Here is a 17,270-nt window from a genome sequence, read left to right as displayed (position 1 = left end):
ACCGCACGGCACGGACGGCACGAAGGGGGCGCCCCGGCCGGGGCGCCCCCTTCACGCGTACGTACGCCGGACCGCTACGCGGTGGCCGCCGCCGCGTCCGCGGCCTGCGCCTTCAGCGCACGCTCCACGCCCGAGCGGGACTCCGACATCAGCCGGCGCAGGGCCGCACTCGGCTGCGCCGTCTCCAGCCAGGCGTCCGTGGCGTCCAGGGTCTCCTGCGAGACCTGGAGGGCCGGGTACAGGCCGACCGCGATCTGCTGGGCCATCTCGTGGCTCCGTGAGTCCCAGACGTCCTTGACCGCCGTGAAGAACCGCTCGGTGTACGGCTCCAGGAGCTCACGCTGGTCGGTCTGCACGAATCCGCCGATGACCGACTCCTGGAGGGAGTTCGGCAGCTTGTCCGACTCGACGACCGAGGCCCATGCCTCGGCCTTCGCCTCCTCGGAGGGCTGCGCCGCGCGTGCGGACGCCGCGTGGCGCTCACCCGCGGCGGTCCTGTCGCGCTCGTACTCGGCGGCGATCTCCTCCTCGTCGATGAGGCCCGTCGCCGCGAGGCGCTGCACGAACGCCCAGCGCAGCTCCGTGTCGACGGCCAGGCCCTCGATCTCCTGGGTGCCGTCCAGCAGTGACTGCAGCACGTCCAGGTGCAGCGGGCTGCGCGCCGTCGCGGCGAAGGCACGGGCCCAGGCCAGCTGGTGGTCGCTGCCCGGCTCCGCCGCGCGCAGATGCGCCAGCGTCGCCTCGGTCCACTGGTTCAGGCCCGCCTCACGCCACTCCGGGGCGGCATAGAGGTCCAGGGCCAGCTTCACCTGGCGGTGCAGCGACTGCACGACGCCGATGTCCGACTCCTTGCCGATGCCCGAGAGGACCAGCGCCAGGTAGTCGCGCGTCGCCAGCTCGCCGTCGCGCGTCATGTCCCAGGCCGAGGCCCAGCTCAGCGCGCGGGGCAGGGACTCGGCGAAGTCGCCCAGGTGCGCGGTGACGACCCGCAGCGACTCCTCGTCGAGGCGGACCTTCGCGTACGAGAGGTCGTCGTCGTTGAGCAGGACGACCGCCGGGCGCACCTTGTCCGCCGGGTAGGGCACCGCGGTGCGCTCGCCGTCGACGTCCAGCTCGATCCGGTCCGTGCGGACCAGCTTCCCGGCCCCGTCCAGGTCGTAGCAGCCGATGGCGATCCGGTGGGGGCGCAGCGTCGGCTCGCCCTTCGCCCCGGCGGGCAGCGCCGGAGCCTCCTGGAGGACCGCGAAGGACGTGACGTGCCCGTTCTCGTCGGTCTCGATCTCCGGGCGCAGGATGTTGATCCCGGCCGTCTCCAGCCACGCCTTCGACCAGGTCCTCAGATCACGGCCGGAGGTCTTCTCCAGGGCGCCCAGCAGGTCCGACAGGCGCGTGTTGCCGAACGCGTGCGCCTTGAAGTAGGCCTGCACGCCCTGGAAGAACGCGTCCTTGCCGACGTACGCCACGAGCTGCTTCAGGACCGAGGCGCCCTTCGCGTACGTGATCCCGTCGAAGTTCACCAGGACGTCGTCGAGGTCCTGGATGTCCGCCATGATCGGGTGCGTCGACGGGAGCTGGTCCTGCCGGTACGCCCACGTCTTCATCGAGTTGGCGAAGGTGGTCCAGGAGTGCGGCCACCTCGAACCCTCGGCGTCCGCCTGGCAGGCGATCGAGGTGTAGGTGGCGAACGACTCGTTCAGCCAGAGGTCGTTCCACCACTCCATGGTGACCAGGTCGCCGAACCACATGTGGGCCAGCTCGTGGAGGATGGTCTCGGCCCGCGTCTCGTACGCGGCGTCCGTGACCTTCGAGCGGAAGACGTACTGGTCGCGGATGGTGACCGCGCCGGCGTTCTCCATCGCACCGGCGTTGAACTCCGGGACGAAGAGCTGGTCGTACTTGGCGAACGGGTACGCGTAGTCGAACTTCTCCTGGAACCACTCGAAGCCCTGCCGGGTCACGGCGAAGATGTCGTCCGCGTCGAGGTACTCGGCGAGCGACGGGCGGCAGTAGATGCCGAGCGGGACGGACTGGCCGTCCTTCTCGTAGCTGCTGTGCACCGAGTGGTACGGACCGGCGATCAGGGCCGTGATGTAGGTGGAGACGCGCGGCGTCGGCTCGAAGGACCAGACGTCGTCCTTCGGTTCGGGCGTCGGCGAGTTGGAGATCACGGTCCAGCCGGACGGCGCCTTCACGGTGAAGCGGAAGGTCGCCTTCAGATCGGGCTGCTCGAAGCTGGCGAACACCCGGCGGGCGTCCGGCACCTCGAACTGGGTGTAGAGGTAGGCCTGCTCGTCGACCGGGTCGACGAAGCGGTGCAGGCCCTCGCCCGTGTTGGTGTACGAGCAGTCGGCGACGACCTTGAGCTCGTTGGCGCCGGCCAGGAGGTGCTTCAGCGTGATCCGGGAGTCCCGGAAGACGGCGGCGACGTCCAGGTCCTTGCCGTTCAGCACGACGTCGTGGACCGCCGGGGCGACCAGATCGATGAAGGTCTCCGCACCGGCCTCGGCGGAGTCGAAGCGCACGGTGGTGACGGACCGGTAGGTGCCGCCCTCCTGCGCGCCGGAGAGGTCGAGATCGATCTCGTACGCGTCCACGGTCAGCAGGCGCGCCCGCTCCTGTGCCTCTTCGCGGGTCAGATTCGTGCCAGGCACGCGGTCATCTCCTTTGATGTGCGATGTTTTTCGCCATCCTTCCACGTGGGGAGGGCGCAACGCGATGTCCGTTTTCCGCCGGACCTGCCCAGGCGTACGGGCCACCCTCGGAGCATGACCGCATACGAGGCGCGGCCCATCGGGCCGGACACCCTGAAAGAGCTCCGCACGACCGACGACGCGGGGCGGCCCTGCGTCCCGTACACGGTGACGGAGGGCGGCGAGCCCCTGCGCTGCTGCCTGCGCGGCGCCGAGCCCGGCGACAGGATCGCCCTGGTCTCCTACGCGCCGCTGCGCCGCTGGGCGCAGGAGACCGGGGCGCGCCCCGGGGCGTACGACGAGCAGGGGCCGGTCTTCGTCCATGCCGAGGAGTGCGAGGGTCCGGCGGGGGACCGTCCCGGCTATCCGTTCTCCCGGGCGGGCGCCCTGCGCACGGTCCGGCGCTACGACGCCGAGGGCAGGATCGTCGGAGGCCGGCTGCTGGAGATCCCGGCCGACGAGGAGCGGGGCTTCGACGCGGCCTTCGCGGAGGCGTTCGCGGACCCGGAGGTGGTGCTGGCGCACGTACGGGCCGTGGAGTTCGGGTGCTTCCACTTCGAGGTACGAGCGCGTCGCGAGCGGTAGCACTCGGGTGGGCAGGGCATTCCTACTCGCGGTAGGATGGGCGGCATGAAGATCAGTGTGAGCTTGCCGCAGGAGGATGTCGCCTTCGTCGACGAGTACGCCGCGAAGACCGAGGCGGACTCCCGTTCGGCGGTGATACACGCCGCGATCGAGTTGCTGCGCGAGGCAGGGCTCGAAGCGGAGTACACCGAAGCCTTCGAGGAATGGGACGCGAGCGAGGACGCCGCTCTCTGGGACCGCACGGCCGGGGACGGGCTCGTCGATGCGTAGAGGGGACATCCACCTGGTCGATCTGGAGCCGGCCAGGGGCAGTGAGGCCAACAAGGTCAGACCAGCCGTGATCGTGTCGAACAACGCGGCGAACCTGTCGGTCGAGTCCCATGCGCGCGGCGTGGTCACCGTGGTGCCCTTGACGTCCAGCACGGCGCGCGTCCTCACCTTCCAGGCGCTTCTCCGCGCGGCGGAGAGTGGCCTGCCGAGGGACTCGAAGGTTCAGTGCGAACAGGTCCGCGCCGTCTCCCTGGACCGGGTGCTGAGGCGCGTCGGCACCGTCCCGCGTCAGCGCATGAGCGAGATCGACGCAGCCCTGCGCAGGCACCTCGCGCTCTGAGGCGGGCAGGAGCACGCGAAAGGGCGGCCACCGGGAACCCGGTGGCCGCCCTTTACGGGAGTGAAGGGGCTCAGCCCTTGAGCTCCGCCGCGACCAGCTCCGCGATCTGGACCGCGTTCAGCGCGGCACCCTTGCGGAGGTTGTCGTTGGAGACGAAGAGCGCGAGGCCGTGCTCGACGGTCTCGTCGTTCCGGATGCGGCCCACGTACGAGGCGTCCTTCCCGGCGGCCTGGAGCGGGGTCGGGATCTCGGAGAGCTCGACGCCCTCGGCGTCCTTCAGCAGCTCGTAGGCGCGCTCGACGCTGATCGGGCGGGCGAAACGGGCGTTGATCTGGAGGGAGTGGCCGGAGAAGACCGGGACCCGGACGCAGGTGCCGGACACCTTGAGCTCCGGGATCTCCAGGATCTTGCGGGACTCGTTGCGGAGCTTCTGCTCCTCGTCCGTCTCGAAGGAGCCGTCGTCGACGATCGAGCCGGCGAGCGGCAGCACGTTGAAGGCGATCGGACGCTTGTAGACGCCAGGCTCGGGGAAGTCGACCGCGCCGCCGTCGTGCGTCAGCTTGTCCGCGTCGGCGACGACCTTGGAGGCCTGGCCGTGCAGCTCCGCGACGCCCGCGACACCGGAGCCGGACACCGCCTGGTAGGTCGCGACCGTCAGCGCGTCGAGCTGTGCCTCGTCGTGCAGGGGGCGCAGCACGGGCATGGCGGCCATCGTGGTGCAGTTCGGGTTGGCGATGATGCCCTTGGGACGGTTCCTGATCGCGTGCGCGTTGACCTCGGAGACCACCAGCGGGACCTCGGGGTCCTTGCGCCAGGCGGAGGAGTTGTCGATCACCACGGCGCCCTGGGCGGCGACCTTCTCGGCCAGCGCCTTCGAGGTCGCGCCGCCTGCCGAGAACAGCACGATGTCCAGCCCGGTGTAGTCCGCCGTCGAGGCGTCCTCCACGGTGATGTCCGTGCCCTCGTAGGAGAGGGTGGAGCCCGCGGAACGCGCGGACGCGAAGAGCCGCAGTTCGGCGACGGGGAACTTCCGCTCGGCCAGGATCCTGCGCATGACTGTGCCGACCTGACCGGTGGCGCCGACGATTCCGACCTTCACAAGAACTCCCTCACAGACTGCGAACGGGCACGGTTGCCGGTCCATGATGCGTATGTCCCCGGCTTCCTTGTCCAATCCATTGTCCGGCAGACGGACAGGCCGCGCACAGCACTGTGGGGCGAGTGCCCTTGCGAGCACTCGCCCCACAGGTACCCGGTGTCGTGCGGATCACACCGTCGCCACGGCTACGGCGCGACCTTCCCGATCACGACGCTGCCGGTGCCCGCCGCGGTGCCGCGGGCGTTCACGAGCTGGACCTCGCCGAAGAACTGCCGGCCCTCGGGAGCCGCTCCGGCGACCACGACCTCGGCGCCGACCTCGGCGGACGCGCCGTTGGCCAGGTTCACGGCCTTCGACTCGTCGACCTTGATCTCGCCGAGACCCGGGGAGTAGTACACGTCCCGGTAGTCGTACTCGGTGGTCCCCGCCGGGACCGAGTAGCCGTCGACGACGACGGTGTACGTCCCGGCCGCCGGGTTGACCAGGCTGACCGACTCCTCGGAGCCCGCCGTGGTCGAGGCGCCGACCTCGGTGTCGCCCTTGTAGACGTACAGGTCGATGTCGGCGTTGGCGTCCGAGGTGTTGCCGATGGCGACGTCCAGCTTCTCGACGCCGGCACCGATGGTGACCGTACGGGTGTACTGGCCGCCCGTGCCGATCGAGGGACGCGCGACGGCGGCCGAGCCCAGCGAGCCGCCCTTGAGGGAGCCCTTCAGGTCACCGGCGTCGTTGGTGACCGTCCAGTCCACCGCGGCCGGGGTGCCGATCTTCGCCTCGGGGATGGTCTGCACCGCCGGGTCGAAGGTGGCGCCGAGCAGCGAGACGTCCAGCTTGTACGGGTTGTCCAGCAGCGGCGACGTGCGACGGGACTCGACCTCGATCTCCCAGACGCCGGGCTGCGGGTCCTTGTAGGAGCGCGTGTCCGGGCGGCAGGTGTTGGCCGGGTTCTCGTAGTTCGGGTAGCAGAAGATCGTCGAGCTGTCCTCCACCCCGACCCCGTACGGGTGGATGGAGATGAACCGCGTCTGGCTGCCCGAGCGCAGGGCGCTCATCGCGACCTCGAGGGTCTTCGCGCCCTCCGGGACGTTCAGGAAGTACGACGTGGTGCCGTTGCGCTGCACCGAGCCGGTCGTCGAGAACGAGTAGCCCGGCTTCACCAGGTCCTTGGCGACGACGACCGTGGAGAGGATCTGCTGGTCGATGCCGGAGGTCTTCTTGTCGTCCACCTGCAGGATCGCGCTGTGGACGCCGGCCGTGCGGGGCTTCGCCTGGACCTTGACGGTCACCGGCTCGCCGAGCGGCAGCGAGACGGTGCTCGACCCCTTCAGGGAGAAGGTGCCGTCGTTGTTCTTCCAGGACAGCCTGTGCTTGACGGCCTTGTCCGGACCCGTGGTGCGGGTGACCGTGACGTCGTACGACTTCTTCTGGCCGGCCTGCAGGCCGCCCTCACGGTCGTAGAGGCCCGTGCCGAAGCCCGGGTCCTTCAGCGCGAAGTCGATCGCGGTGTCGACCGGGGCCTTCACCGTGTACTCGTGCGCCGGGGCGCCCTGCTTCTTGATCTGCTTCCAGGCGCCGACGATGTTGATCAGACCGGCACCCTGGGCGTGCGCGGGCACGTCCTTGATGTGGGTGGCCGTGCTGGTCAGCGCGGTCCGCAGGTCGGCCGGGGGCAGCTCGATGTGCTTCTGCTTCGCCGCGGACAGCAGCAGCGCGGTCGCACCGGCGGCCTGCGGCGAGGACATCGAGGTGCCCTGCAGCATGGAGTAGCCGGCGGGCAGCGTGTAGCCCGACTCCTTGACCGGTCCGCCGGGGTACCAGGTCTGCGTGGTGTTGATCGCGGCGCCGGGAGCCGTCAGGGTCGGCGTGAAGCCGCCGTCCTCACGCGGACCGCGCGAGGAGAAGGGCAGCATGTCGTACTTCTTGGTGACGTTCGAGCCGTAGTTGGCGGCCCACGTCTCCTTGGAGATCGACGCGCCCACGGAGATGACGTGGTCGGCGAGGCCGGGGTCACCGATGGTGTTGACGCCCGGGCCTTCGTTGCCGGCGGATATGACCAGCTGGACGCCGTAGATGTCGATGAGCCGCTTGTAGAGCTCGGCACGCGCGTTGTTGCCGTCGTTGAGCGGCGGCAGGCCGCCGATCGACATGTTGACGACGTCGACACCGCGATTGACGACGAGGTCGATCATGCCCTCGGTCAGCGCGATGTTGGTGCAACCGCCGGACCAGGTGCAGGCGCGCGAGGAGACGATCTTGGCGCCGGGCGCCGCACCGTTCATCTTGCCGCCGAACAGGCCGTTGGCCGCGGTGATGCCCGCGACGTGGGTGCCGTGCTCGCTCTCGATGACGCCGATGTTCACGTAGTCGGCCTTGTCGCCGGCCGCGTTGTAGACGACGTCCTTGCGGGTCTCGACGACGAACGGGATGCGCTCGGCGATCTGCGTCGCCGGGTTGTCCGTGCCGAAGTAGCCGACCTGGTGCTTGTCCTTGTACGGCTTCATGGCCGACTCGTCGCCGAAGTCCGCGTCGTTGTCCAGGTCCACGCGGACGGTGCCGGCGCTCTGGTCGTAGAGCACGGCCCAGACGTCGGTGGTGTCGCCGTCCCGGTTCAGGTCCCCGGCCATGTCGCCACCCTTGGTGGCCGCCTCGGAGAAGAGCTGGATCCTGTAGGACCCCTTGGGCGCGGAGTAGGTGCGCCCCCCGATGGTGAAGGTCGGGCCGGTCACGGCCGCGGTCATCCGCAGCCAGGTGCCGTCGCCGTCACTGACGGGGTCGGTCGCCGTCACCCAGTCGACGATCTTGCGCTCGCCGGTGGTGGTCTTGCGCAGTGCGGGGTGGCCCAGGTCGACACCGGAGTCCAGGACACCGATGGTGATCCCGCGCCCGTCGGCCTTCGGGTGCTGCTTGACGAAGTCGACCGCGCCCGTCTCGAAGGACGGGTTGTACGGGTTCTCGGCAGGGGTGTTCTTGCCCGGTGCCGGGTAACTGCCGGTCGACTTGGGCTGCTTGGCCCCTGCTGCCCGGTCACCCGAAGGCGTCGGGTCGTCGAGCTTGATCTCCTGCTTCAGGTCGATGCCCTGGACCGAGGAGAGCTTCTGCGCCGCCTTGATGGTGGCTTCGGCGGTCGTGGTCGGCACGGTCGCACGGACGTAGCCGAGCTTGTCGTACGTCTGCCCCAGCACGGAGCCCTTGACGGCGTCCAGCTGTTCGGCGACCTGCTCGGTCGCACCCGGGGTGGTGGCGACCATCATCGTGATGGTCTTCTCGCCCTCGGCCTCGGCCTTCGCCAGTACATCGGCGTCGGCCTCGCCCAGCTTGTCGCCCTTCGCGCTCGTGGCGGCGGGCTTCACGGGGGAGGTCGCCGGGTCGTCCGCGGCGAAGACCGGGGCGGCGCCGGAGGCGGCCAGCGCGGCCGCCAGACCGGCTGCGGCCGCGATGCGCGCCGCGCGTCTGGCCCCGGGTATGGAGCTGGGGGATTCCTTGGTCATCAGCATCCCTGTTTTGTGAATGAAAGAGAGAGTCCGGAATTCGGTACCCGATGACCGCTCAGCCTTTCGTAAAAGACAGGGGTTTGTGGAGAGTTGACGGGGACGAGAAAGTGACATGGCGGAGATCCGCCACCGTCCCCATCGCGCCACTACCGCGGCAGGACCACCACGTACGCGGCCGGTTCCCGGTCCTCGGCCGCCATCATCGCCGTACGCAGCACCACCGAGAGCTGTGCGGTCGAATCCCTCAGCTGCTTGGGCGACACCCGCACCACCGTGACCCCGAGCCGCGCCAGACGCTCCCGCTCCGCGGCGAAGACGACGTGCTCCTGGCGGGCTGAACGGCTGCCGAGTTCGAGTGCGACCGCCTGCTCCGGCCAGTAGGCGTCCACCCCTCCCAGCGAGCCGCCGCCCGGAAGGGACAGTTCCACGTTCCACAGCGGCTGGGGCAGGCCGTGGGTGCGCACCATCGCGTACAGGCCGGCCTCCGCCACGGCGCGGCCCTCGACGAGCAACGCCTCCACGGCGTCCACCACATGGGCGCGGCCCAGCAGCTTGGCGTCGTTCAGCTCCCGCACGACGGAGACGGGGTCGCAGTGGCCGCCTCGCACCGCCTCCGTCAGGATCCGGCGCACCGTCGAGGCGTCCGTGAGCGCGGTCACCGCGTCGGCCAGGGCGCGCTCGACCGGAGCCAGCGGCACCCCGAGTCGGCGCTGCGGCCGGGGCGGGGCGGCGGTCCTGGTGACCTGGACGAACCGGGTGGAGCGCAGCCGCCTGGTGCGCGGCACCAGTACGTCGATCCGGTGCAGGGCGATCACCGTGGGCGCGGAGGCGAATCCGTACAGGGACAGGGCCGCCAGGCCCGTCACCATGGCCTCGCCGTAGCCGGGGCCTGACGGGGCGGGCACGGTCCGCCGGGCGCCGGCCGGGGGCCGCCCGGCGTAGAGCAGGGCGCCGTGCACCCGGTCGTCGTTCGTGGGGGGCCCCGGGTGCAGGAGGTACACGCCCGGGAGCAGCTGCTGCCAGGGGCCGCCGGGCAGACACTGTGCGGCGGTCTGCGCGGCGGTCACGCCGCGGGCGCGCAACTGCGCGGCCGACTGCACGCGGTGGCTCACTTCGTGGACGGGGCTCGGGGACAGTGGGGTGTTCCGGTTCATGCCGGGGAGGGTTCCGCAGCCCCGCGGCGCGGTAACCCGTGTTACACGTCCGTCGACATTCCAGGACAACACCGTCCTAAAGCACGGCAGTTCGAACGCCGAAAAGATGGGGTTGCGCCGGAATCTCACGCCGCCGCGTCGCGCTCCTGCCCCCGGAGCGTCCGCGCCAGATCGTCCCGCGCCTCCAGGACCAGGCGCCGCAGCGCCGGGGCCGCGTCCGGGTGCGAGGTCAGCCACGCGTCTGTCGCGGTCAGGGTCGCGGGGTCGTCCTGCAGCCCGGGGAACAGCCCCTTGACGACGTCCATGCCGATCTGGATGGAGCGCTCGGCCCAGACCCGCTCGATCGCCTCGAAGTACGTGGCCGTGTACGGGGCCAGCAACTCCCGCTGGGAGGGCTGTTCGAAGCCCGCGATCGTGGCGCCCACGAGGGCGTTGGACAGCTTGTCCGACTCCACGACCGCCGCCCAGGCCTGCGCCTTGACCGCGGCCGAGGGGCGCGAGGCCAGACACCGCACGTGGTGCCGCTTGCCGGACGCGGTGTCGTCGCGCGCGAGTTCGGCGTCGACGGCCGCCTCGTCGGCCCTGCCGTGCGAGACCAGCGGGGACAGGAACGCCCAGCGGAGCTCCTGGTCGACGTCCAGGCCGTCGATCGCGGCCGAGCCGTCGAGCAGTTCGCCCAGGAGCTCGAGGTCCGCCTCCGACGACGCGACGGCCGCGAGGAACCGGGCCCACGTCAGCTGGTGCTGGCTGCCGGGCTCCGCGCGCCGCAGCTCCGCCAGCGCGCCCTCGGCCAGCGCCCGGCCGCCCTCCTCGCGCCAGGCGGGCGCGGCGTAGCGTACGAGCGCCGACTGCGCCCAGGCGTGCAGCATCTGCAGGACGCCGATGTCCGACTCGCGGCCGGCGGACGACAGCACCAGGGACACGAAGTCCCGGGCCGGCAGCAGCGCGTCCCGCGTCATGTTCCACAGCGCGGACCAGCACAGCGCCCTGGCCAGCGGGTCGGTGATGTCACCGAGGTGCTCGCGCAGGGTGGCCAGGGACACCTCGTCGAAACGGACCTTGCAGTACGTGAGGTCGTCGTCGTTGACCAGGACCAGATCGGGCCTCTCGGACCCCGCCAGCTCCGCGACCACGGTGCGCTCCCCGGCGACATCGGCCTCGGCGCGCGCGTACCGCACCAGCTCGCCCTCCGGGGAGAGCCGGTACAGCCCCACCGCGACCCGGTGCGGACGCAGCTCCGGGTGGGAGGCGGCGGCCTCCTGGACCACGGCGAGCTCCGCGATCCGGCCCTCGCCGTCGTACGTCACCGCCGGCGTCAGGACGTTGACCCCCGCCGTCTGGAGCCACGCGCGCGACCAGGCCGTCATGTCGCGCCCGGACGTCTCGGCCAGTACCGAGAGCAGGTCGCCGAGCTGCGTGTTGCCGTAGGCGTGCTGCTTGAAGTAGCGGCGAGCGCCCTCCAGGAAGGCGTCCCGTCCCACGTACGCCACGAGCTGCTTCAGCACCGAGGCGCCCTTGGCGTACGTGATGCCGTCGAAGTTCAGCTTGGCGTCCTCCAGATCACGGATGTCGGCCGTGATCGGGTGCGTGGACGGCAGCTGGTCTGCGCGGTAGGCCCAGGCCTTGCGGTTGTTGGCGAAGGTGATCCAGCCGTTGGTGAAGCGGGTCGCCTCCACCATCGAGAACGTCCCCATGAAGTCGGCGAAGGACTCCTTCAGCCACAGGTCGTCCCACCACTGCATGGTGACCAGGTCGCCGAACCACATGTGCGCCATCTCGTGCAGGATGACGTTGGCGCGGCGCTCGTAGGAGGCCGAGGTGACCTTTCCGCGGTAGATGTACTCCTCGCGGAAGGTGACGAGGCCCGGGTTCTCCATGGCGCCGAGGTTGTACTCCGGCACGAACGCCTGGTCGTACTTCCCGAAGGGGTACGGGTAGTCGAAGTGGTCGTGGAAGAAGTCCAGGCCCTGCTTGGTGATCAGGAAGACGTCGTCCGCGTCGAAGTACCGCGCGAGCCCCTTCCGGCACATCGCCCCGAGCGGGACCTCCAGCTTCGAGCCGTCGTCGAACCTGCGCGTGTAGAGGTCGCTCACGTAGTGGTACGGCCCCGCGACGACCACCGTGATGTACGTCGAGATCGGCAGGGTCTCCGCGAACCGGTGGACCTCGCCCTCCTGCGGCTCCTCCGCGCCGTTGCTCCAGACCCGCCAGCCCTCGGGCGCCGTCACCTGGAAGCGGTAGGGCGCCTTGAGGTCGGGCTGCTCGAAGTTGGCGAAGACGCGCCGGGCGTCGGCCGGCTCGTACTGCGTGTACAGGTAGACCTCGCCGTCCTCCGGGTCGACGAAGCGGTGCATGCCCTCGCCGGTCCGGCTGTACGCGCACTGCGCGTCGACCACCAGGACGTTCTCGCCGCCGGCGAGGTCCTCCAGCGCGATCCGGGTGCCGTCGAAGACGGCCCCGGGGTCCAGGTCCCTGCCGTTCAGCGTCACGGCGGTCACGGAGGGCGCCAGCAGATCGGCGAAGGTCGAGGCCCCCGCGCGGGCGGCGCGGAAACGGATCGTGGTCTGCGAGCGGAAGGTGCGCGGACCGGCGTCGTCGCCCCCGTCGGGCTCACCGACGGCGGAACGGAGGTCGAGGACGACCTCGTAACCGTCGACGGTCAGCAGCTCGGCCCTCTCGCGGGCCTCGTCGCGGGACAGGTTCTCACCAGGCACGGAGCACTCCTTTGTGTCTCGTTCGAAGACTTTTGATCCTCCCATGCGGCCCCGGGAGGCGGCGCACGGGAATGGCGGGAGGGCCCTGAGGTGTTCCGGGACTCAGGTGCAGACCGACCTCATGAGGAGAGACATGCCCGAGAACAGCACGGCCGGCGGCAAGGTCCCGGCCGACTTCTGGTTCGACCCGCTCTGTCCCTGGGCCTGGATGACCTCCCGCTGGATGCTGGAGGTGGAGAAGGTCCGCGACGTGGAGGTGCGCTGGCACGTGATGAGCCTCGCCGTGCTCAACGAGCCCAGGCTCGACGAGCTGTCCGAGGAGTACCAGGACATGATGCGCACCCAGGCCTGGGCGCCCGTCCGTGTCGTGGTCGCCGCCCGGGAGAAGCACGGCGACGCCATCGTCGGCCCCCTGTACACCGCCCTCGGCACCCGCATCCACAACAACGGCGAGGGCCCCACCCGCGAGGCGATCGCGGGCGCCCTGGCGGACGTCGGCCTGCCGGCCGAACTGCTGGAGTACGCCGACTCCGACGCGTACGACAAGGAGCTGCGCGCCTCCCACCAGGAGGGCATCGACAAGGTCGGCCAGGACGTCGGCACCCCGGTCATCGCCGTGCCCGGCGCCGACGGCGAGCAGATCGCGTTCTTCGGCCCGGTCGTCACCCCCGCCCCGAAGGGCGAGGAGGCGGCGAAGCTCTGGGACGGCACGCTCCTGGTGGCGTCGATCCCCGGCTTCTACGAGATCAAGCGGACCCGTACGCAGGGTCCCGTCTTCGACTGACCCCGCGCCTGCCGCGGGCGGGGCGGCCGCGCCCCGCCCGCCGCAGGGCGTCATGCGTCGCGGGCTCCGCGGGTCTTGCCGAAAAGATGAACATCGTTCAAGATCTGCCCATGCCAGCGGCCGGTCCGGATCAGCACGCGGCCCCTTCCCTGCCGCGCACCGTGCGGATCGGATACGGGCTCGGCTCGCTCTGCACCGGCACCTTCGCGACCGTGCCCGGCCTGATCCTGCTCTACTACCTCACCAACGTCCTCGCCGTGCCGGCCGCCGTCGCGGGGGCCGCCGTCTTCCTGCCCAAGGCCTGGGACGTCCTGATCAACCCGCTGGTCGGCGCGGTCTCCGACCGCAGCCGCCTGCGCGGCGGGTCCCGCAGGCCGTTCCTGCTGATCGGCGCCTGCACACTGCCCCCGCTCTTCGCGCTGATCTTCGCCGCTCCACCGCTGCGGGGCGCCCCCGCCGCCGGCTACGTCGCCGTCCTGTTCCTGCTCGCCGCCACCGCGTACGCCGTCTTCCAGGTGCCGTACGTGACCATGCCGGCCGAGATGACCGAGGACCCGCACGAGCGCGCCCGCGTGCTCGGCTGGCGGGTGGGGTTCCTCGGCGTCGCCATCCTGCTGTCCGGCGCCCTGGCCCCCGCGATCGCGCACGCCCAAGGGGACACCCCGGAGAGCTACCGCCTGATGGGCGCCGTCGTCGCCGTCCTCCTGGCCTTCGGGATGTTCGGAGCCTGGGCGGCCACCCGACGCGCCCCGGCCGCGGCCCGCAGCGAGGCCGAACCCTCCCTCCGCGCCCAGCTCGCCGCCGCCCGCTCCAACCGGCCGTTCCTGTACCTGGCGGGCATGTGGACGCTCCAGGCCCTCGCCATCGGCGTGATGCTCGCCGGCGTCCAGTACTTCGCGACGTACACCCTCGGCTCACCGGACGCGGTCACCCCGCTCTTCGCCTGCCTGATCGGCCCGCTCGTCCTCTTCATGCCGCTGTGGAACCGGCTGGCCCGCCGCAAGGGCGTGAGGTACGCCCAGTGGTGCGCGTCCCTGCTCTACACGGCAGGGTCGGTGCTCCTCGCGTTCACCGGCGCCGGGGGGCCCGTCGTCGGGTACGCGGCCGTCGTCCTCGTCGGAATCGCTTACGCGGGGCTCCAGTTGCTCCCCCTGACGATGCTCGCGGACACCCTTGCGGCGGACTTCGTCACCACCGGCAGGCGCAGGGCCGCGACCTTCACCGGCCTGTGGACCGCGGCCGAGACCCTCGCCTTCGCGCTGGGCGCCGGGGTGTTCGCCCTCGTCCTCGCCGCGACCGGCTTCCGCTCCTCAGACGCCGCGCACCACGCGGACCAGCCGGCCGCGGCGCTGACGGGGATCACCGCGGGGATGAGCGTGCTGCCCGCCGTCCTCGCCGCGGCGAGCCTGCTGCTGCTCCACCGCTACCGCGACACCCCGCCCGCACCCCGCACCCTCCAGGAAGAGCCCGCCCGTGCCGACTGACCCCGCCCTGCCCGACGGCCGCCCCGCCACCGAGGTGCTCGCCGAGCTGCGCGCCCTGCGCGCGGCCGACGCGCCCACCCGCGGGGGCCGCACCTTCGCCTACGTCTACGACGCGGGGCTCGAGGGACTCGACGAGCTGGCCGCCGAGGCGTACACCGCGTTCGCGACGGTCAACGGCCTCGACCCCACCGTCTTCCCGAGCGTGGCCCGGCTGGAGAACGACGTGGTCGGCGCGGTCGCCGCGCTGCTCGGTGCCCCCGGCGCCCAGGGGACGTTCACCAGCGGCGGCACGGAGAGCATCCTGCTCGCCGTCAAGACCGCGCGCGACCACGCACGGACGGTGCGCGGGATCACCGAGCCCCAGCTGGTGCTGCCGTCCACCGCCCACGCCGCCTTCCACAAGGCGGCCGCCTACCTGGGTGTGCAGGCCGTCGTCGTCCCCGTCGACCCCGTCACCTTCCGGGCCGACGCCGCCGCCATGGCCGCCGCGCTCACCGACCGCACCGCGCTGGTGGTCGCCTCCACGCCCTCGTACGCCCACGGAGTGATCGACCCCGTCGCCGAGATCGCCGCGGCAGCCGCCGCACGCGGTGCGCTCTGCCACGTGGACGCCTGCATCGGCGGCTGGATCCTGCCCTACCTGCGGCGCGCCGGGCGGGAGGTCGAGCCGTTCGACCTGTCCGTGCCCGGGGTGACCTCCCTCTCCGTGGACCTGCACAAGTACGCGTACGCCGACAAGGGCGCCTCCGTGGTCCTCTACCGCGACGCGGAGCTCCGCCGTCACCAGTACTTCGCGCACGCCGGCTGGCCCGGCTACCCGGTCGTCAACCCGACGGTGCAGGGAACCAAGTCCGGTGGACTGCTCGCGCAGGCGTGGGCGGTCCTCCAGCACGTCGGCGAGGAGGGCTACACCGCGCTCGCGGGCCGGGTCGCCGAGGCGTCCGACCGGCTGCTCGCGGGGCTGCGTTCCCTCGACGGCGTACGGGTGCTGGGCGATCCCGCGGCCGGGCTCGTCGCGTTCACCGTCGCCGGGGAGGACGGCGCCCCCGACCTCAGCATGCTCCTCCACCTCGCCGACGAGATGCGCGAGAGCGGCTGGTACCTCCAGCCGCAGCTCTCCTTCGACGCCCTCCCGCCCAACCTCCACCTCACGCTCACCCCCGCCACCGTCGGCCAGGTCGACGCCCTGCTCGGCGACCTCGGGACCGCGCTGGCGAAGGCCCGCGCGCTGGAGCCGGTCACCGTGGACCCGGCGCTGGCCGCGTTCGCCGCGGAGCTGGACCCGGACACCCTGGGGCCGGACGAGGTCGCGGGTGTCCTCGCCTTCGCGGGCCTCGGCGAGGGAACCGGACTGCCCGGCCGGATGGCGCCCGTACTCGTCCTGCTGGACGCCCTGCCCGGTGCCCTCAAGGAGCGGCTCCTCTCCGAGTTCGTCGGCTCCGTCTTCCGGATCTGAGGGCCCTCCCGGACACACGGGAGAACCCCCGCGAGTCATGTCCTCGCGGGGGTTCTCCGTCCATCCGCCTGCCGGGTGAAGGTTGAGAAGACGATCACGAGGCAGGACGCTCGGGTTCTCCGTCAGGGAGCGAGCAGCAGCACGTCCGCGCGCTCCTTGGCGGCGGCGTAGCGCTTCGCCACGTCCTGCCAGTTGACGACGCGCCACATGGCCTCGATGAAGTCCACCTTCTGGTTCTTGTACTGCAGGTAGAAGGCGTGCTCCCAGGCGTCGAAGACCAGGACCGGGACCGAGCCCTGGCCGACGTTGCCCTGGTGGTCGTAGACCTGCTCGACGATCAGCTTTCCGCTGACCGGCTCGTAGGCGAGGACGCCCCAGCCGGAGCCCTGCGTGGTCGCCGCGGCCTTCGTGAGCTGCGACTTGAAGCCGGCGTAGGAGCCGAAGGACTCCGTGATCGCGTCGGCCAGATCGCCCACACCGTCGGCCGCCAGGGGCTCGCCGCCGCCGTCGCCGGTCATGTTGTGCCAGTAGATCGAGTGCAGGATGTGGCCGGAGAGGTGGAAGGCGAGGTTCTTCTGGAGGCCGTTGACCGCGCCCCAGGCCTCCTTGTCACGGGCCTCTTCCAACTGCTCCAGGGTGTCGTTCGCACCCTTGACGTACGCCGCGTGGTGCTTGTCGTGGTGGAGCTCGATGATCTGCGGGTTGATGACCGGTTCGAGCGCCGCGTAGTCGTACGGGAGTTCCGGAAGCGTGTACGTGGCCATGGGTTCGAACCCTCCAACTGCTACCTGGTTGTTATTGCAAGTGATGTGCAAATGCAGGCTAGCAGGAGGAGGCTGCCGGATTGATCAGCCCTTGGTCCTAGGTCGCGGGTTAGGGTCACCCGGTGGTGCCGGGAGTGTCCTGCGCCGAGCCACGACAGGGGGAGTCATGAGCGGAGTGCTCTACGGCGAGCGGTCCTGGAACCCGCTCGCCGGGACGGTGGAACTGACGGGCGACCGGTTGCGCAGGGGCGGCAGGATCACGCCGCTGGACGAGCTGAACCTCGGTGCCATGGCCGACGCCTACCTACGCGGGCGCTGGCTCGGCGGCGGCGGGGTGGAGCGCCCGCTGGCGCGGCTGGCGGAGGGCGCCGGGATCGTGCCCGTCACCCGTGTCACCGGCGCCGCCACCCCGGTGCGCTCCCGGCGGGCCGCCGGGTTC

At 71.0% G+C, this 17,270-nt stretch carries 12 protein-coding genes and 1 pseudogene; 7 read left to right on the top strand and 6 right to left on the bottom strand.

The features are described from left to right. Positions 1 to 74: 74 nt before the first annotated feature. Positions 75 to 2,651, bottom strand: coding sequence for an aminopeptidase N (gene pepN, locus B9S57_RS15985; RefSeq protein ID WP_103516248.1), 2,577 nt, complete (start codon positions 2,649 to 2,651; stop codon positions 75 to 77). 114 nt (positions 2,652 to 2,765) lie between these two features. Here pepN (B9S57_RS15985) and B9S57_RS15980 point away from each other — a divergent pair, with 114 nt between their 5' ends. From B9S57_RS15980 to B9S57_RS15970, 3 genes are read left to right on the top strand one after another with little or no spacing between them, the layout of a single operon-like run. Next, on the top strand, positions 2,766 to 3,275 hold the full coding sequence (locus B9S57_RS15980) for a DUF1203 domain-containing protein (RefSeq protein WP_103516247.1): 510 nt from the start codon (positions 2,766 to 2,768) through the stop codon (positions 3,273 to 3,275). A gap of 45 nt (positions 3,276 to 3,320) precedes the next feature. Beyond that, the gene (locus B9S57_RS15975; protein WP_103516246.1) at positions 3,321 to 3,545 is read left to right on the top strand and encodes a ribbon-helix-helix domain-containing protein; all 225 of its coding nucleotides are present in this window, start codon (positions 3,321 to 3,323) and stop codon (positions 3,543 to 3,545) included. Next, entirely contained in the window at positions 3,538 to 3,885 is a 348-nt protein-coding gene (locus B9S57_RS15970; RefSeq protein ID WP_103516245.1) for a type II toxin-antitoxin system PemK/MazF family toxin, read from the top strand. Before B9S57_RS15975 ends, B9S57_RS15970 begins: the two co-directional genes overlap by 8 nt. Before the next feature lie 70 nt (positions 3,886 to 3,955). On the opposite strand, the gene B9S57_RS15965 is transcribed toward B9S57_RS15970, so the two are convergent. From B9S57_RS15965 to pepN (B9S57_RS15950), 4 genes are all read right to left on the bottom strand, one after another. Beyond that, positions 3,956 to 4,984, bottom strand: coding sequence for an aspartate-semialdehyde dehydrogenase (locus B9S57_RS15965; RefSeq protein ID WP_103516244.1), 1,029 nt, complete (start codon positions 4,982 to 4,984; stop codon positions 3,956 to 3,958). 185 nt (positions 4,985 to 5,169) lie between these two features. After that, positions 5,170 to 8,478 carry a S8 family serine peptidase gene (locus B9S57_RS15960; RefSeq protein ID WP_181011362.1) on the bottom strand — a complete coding sequence of 1,103 codons (3,309 nt, stop codon included), beginning with the start codon at positions 8,476 to 8,478 and terminating at the stop codon, positions 5,170 to 5,172. 143 nt (positions 8,479 to 8,621) lie between these two features. Then, complete coding sequence (locus B9S57_RS15955; protein ID WP_103516243.1) at positions 8,622 to 9,629, bottom strand: hypothetical protein; 1,008 nt, start codon at positions 9,627 to 9,629, stop codon at positions 8,622 to 8,624. A 125-nt stretch (positions 9,630 to 9,754) separates the two neighbouring features. Continuing rightward, positions 9,755 to 12,343 carry an aminopeptidase N gene (gene pepN, locus B9S57_RS15950; protein ID WP_103516242.1) on the bottom strand — a complete coding sequence of 863 codons (2,589 nt, stop codon included), beginning with the start codon at positions 12,341 to 12,343 and terminating at the stop codon, positions 9,755 to 9,757. A gap of 133 nt (positions 12,344 to 12,476) precedes the next feature. Between pepN (B9S57_RS15950) and B9S57_RS15945 the strand changes: the two genes are divergently transcribed. From B9S57_RS15945 to B9S57_RS15935, 3 genes are all read left to right on the top strand, one after another. Beyond that, positions 12,477 to 13,127: a DsbA family protein gene (locus B9S57_RS15945; RefSeq protein WP_103516241.1), complete on the top strand. Its 651-nt coding sequence runs from the start codon at positions 12,477 to 12,479 to the stop codon at positions 13,125 to 13,127. A 110-nt stretch (positions 13,128 to 13,237) separates the two neighbouring features. After that, positions 13,238 to 14,611 (top strand): MFS transporter, encoded by a 1,374-nt coding sequence (locus B9S57_RS15940; RefSeq protein ID WP_103516240.1) that lies wholly within the window; start codon positions 13,238 to 13,240, stop codon positions 14,609 to 14,611. After that, positions 14,601 to 16,067, top strand: coding sequence for an aminotransferase class V-fold PLP-dependent enzyme (locus B9S57_RS15935; RefSeq protein WP_103516239.1), 1,467 nt, complete (start codon positions 14,601 to 14,603; stop codon positions 16,065 to 16,067). The genes B9S57_RS15940 and B9S57_RS15935 overlap by 11 nt, the downstream gene beginning before the upstream one ends. Before the next feature lie 122 nt (positions 16,068 to 16,189). On the opposite strand, the gene B9S57_RS15930 is transcribed toward B9S57_RS15935, so the two are convergent. Beyond that, a complete protein-coding gene (locus B9S57_RS15930; RefSeq protein ID WP_103516238.1) occupies positions 16,190 to 16,831 on the bottom strand; it encodes a superoxide dismutase in 642 nt (213 codons plus the stop codon). 166 nt (positions 16,832 to 16,997) lie between these two features. Between B9S57_RS15930 and B9S57_RS35495 the strand changes: the two are divergent. Beyond that, positions 16,998 to 17,270 (top strand): annotated as a pseudogene (locus B9S57_RS35495) (hypothetical protein); the annotation flags it as partial.

This window comes from Streptomyces sp. SM10 (genome assembly GCF_002910915.1).
GTDB lineage: Bacteria > Actinomycetota > Actinomycetes > Streptomycetales > Streptomycetaceae > Streptomyces.
This window is presented reverse-complemented; position numbering and strand designations above follow the sequence as displayed.

What these genes read in the sequence shown, in the direction of transcription:
- B9S57_RS15945 (WP_103516241.1), top strand. Translation starts at nt 12,477, where the DNA reads ATGCCCGAGAACAGCACGGCCGGCGGCAAGGTCCCGGCCGACTTCTGG.
- B9S57_RS15955 (WP_103516243.1), bottom strand. Translation starts at nt 9,629, where the DNA reads ATGAACCGGAACACCCCACTGTCCCCGAGCCCCGTCCACGAAGTGAGC.
- B9S57_RS15930 (WP_103516238.1), bottom strand. Translation starts at nt 16,831, where the DNA reads ATGGCCACGTACACGCTTCCGGAACTCCCGTACGACTACGCGGCGCTC.
- B9S57_RS15975 (WP_103516246.1), top strand. Translation starts at nt 3,321, where the DNA reads ATGAAGATCAGTGTGAGCTTGCCGCAGGAGGATGTCGCCTTCGTCGAC.
- B9S57_RS15960 (WP_181011362.1), bottom strand. Translation starts at nt 8,478, where the DNA reads ATGCTGATGACCAAGGAATCCCCCAGCTCCATACCCGGGGCCAGACGC.
- B9S57_RS15980 (WP_103516247.1), top strand. Translation starts at nt 2,766, where the DNA reads ATGACCGCATACGAGGCGCGGCCCATCGGGCCGGACACCCTGAAAGAG.
- B9S57_RS15940 (WP_103516240.1), top strand. Translation starts at nt 13,238, where the DNA reads ATGCCAGCGGCCGGTCCGGATCAGCACGCGGCCCCTTCCCTGCCGCGC.
- B9S57_RS15970 (WP_103516245.1), top strand. Translation starts at nt 3,538, where the DNA reads ATGCGTAGAGGGGACATCCACCTGGTCGATCTGGAGCCGGCCAGGGGC.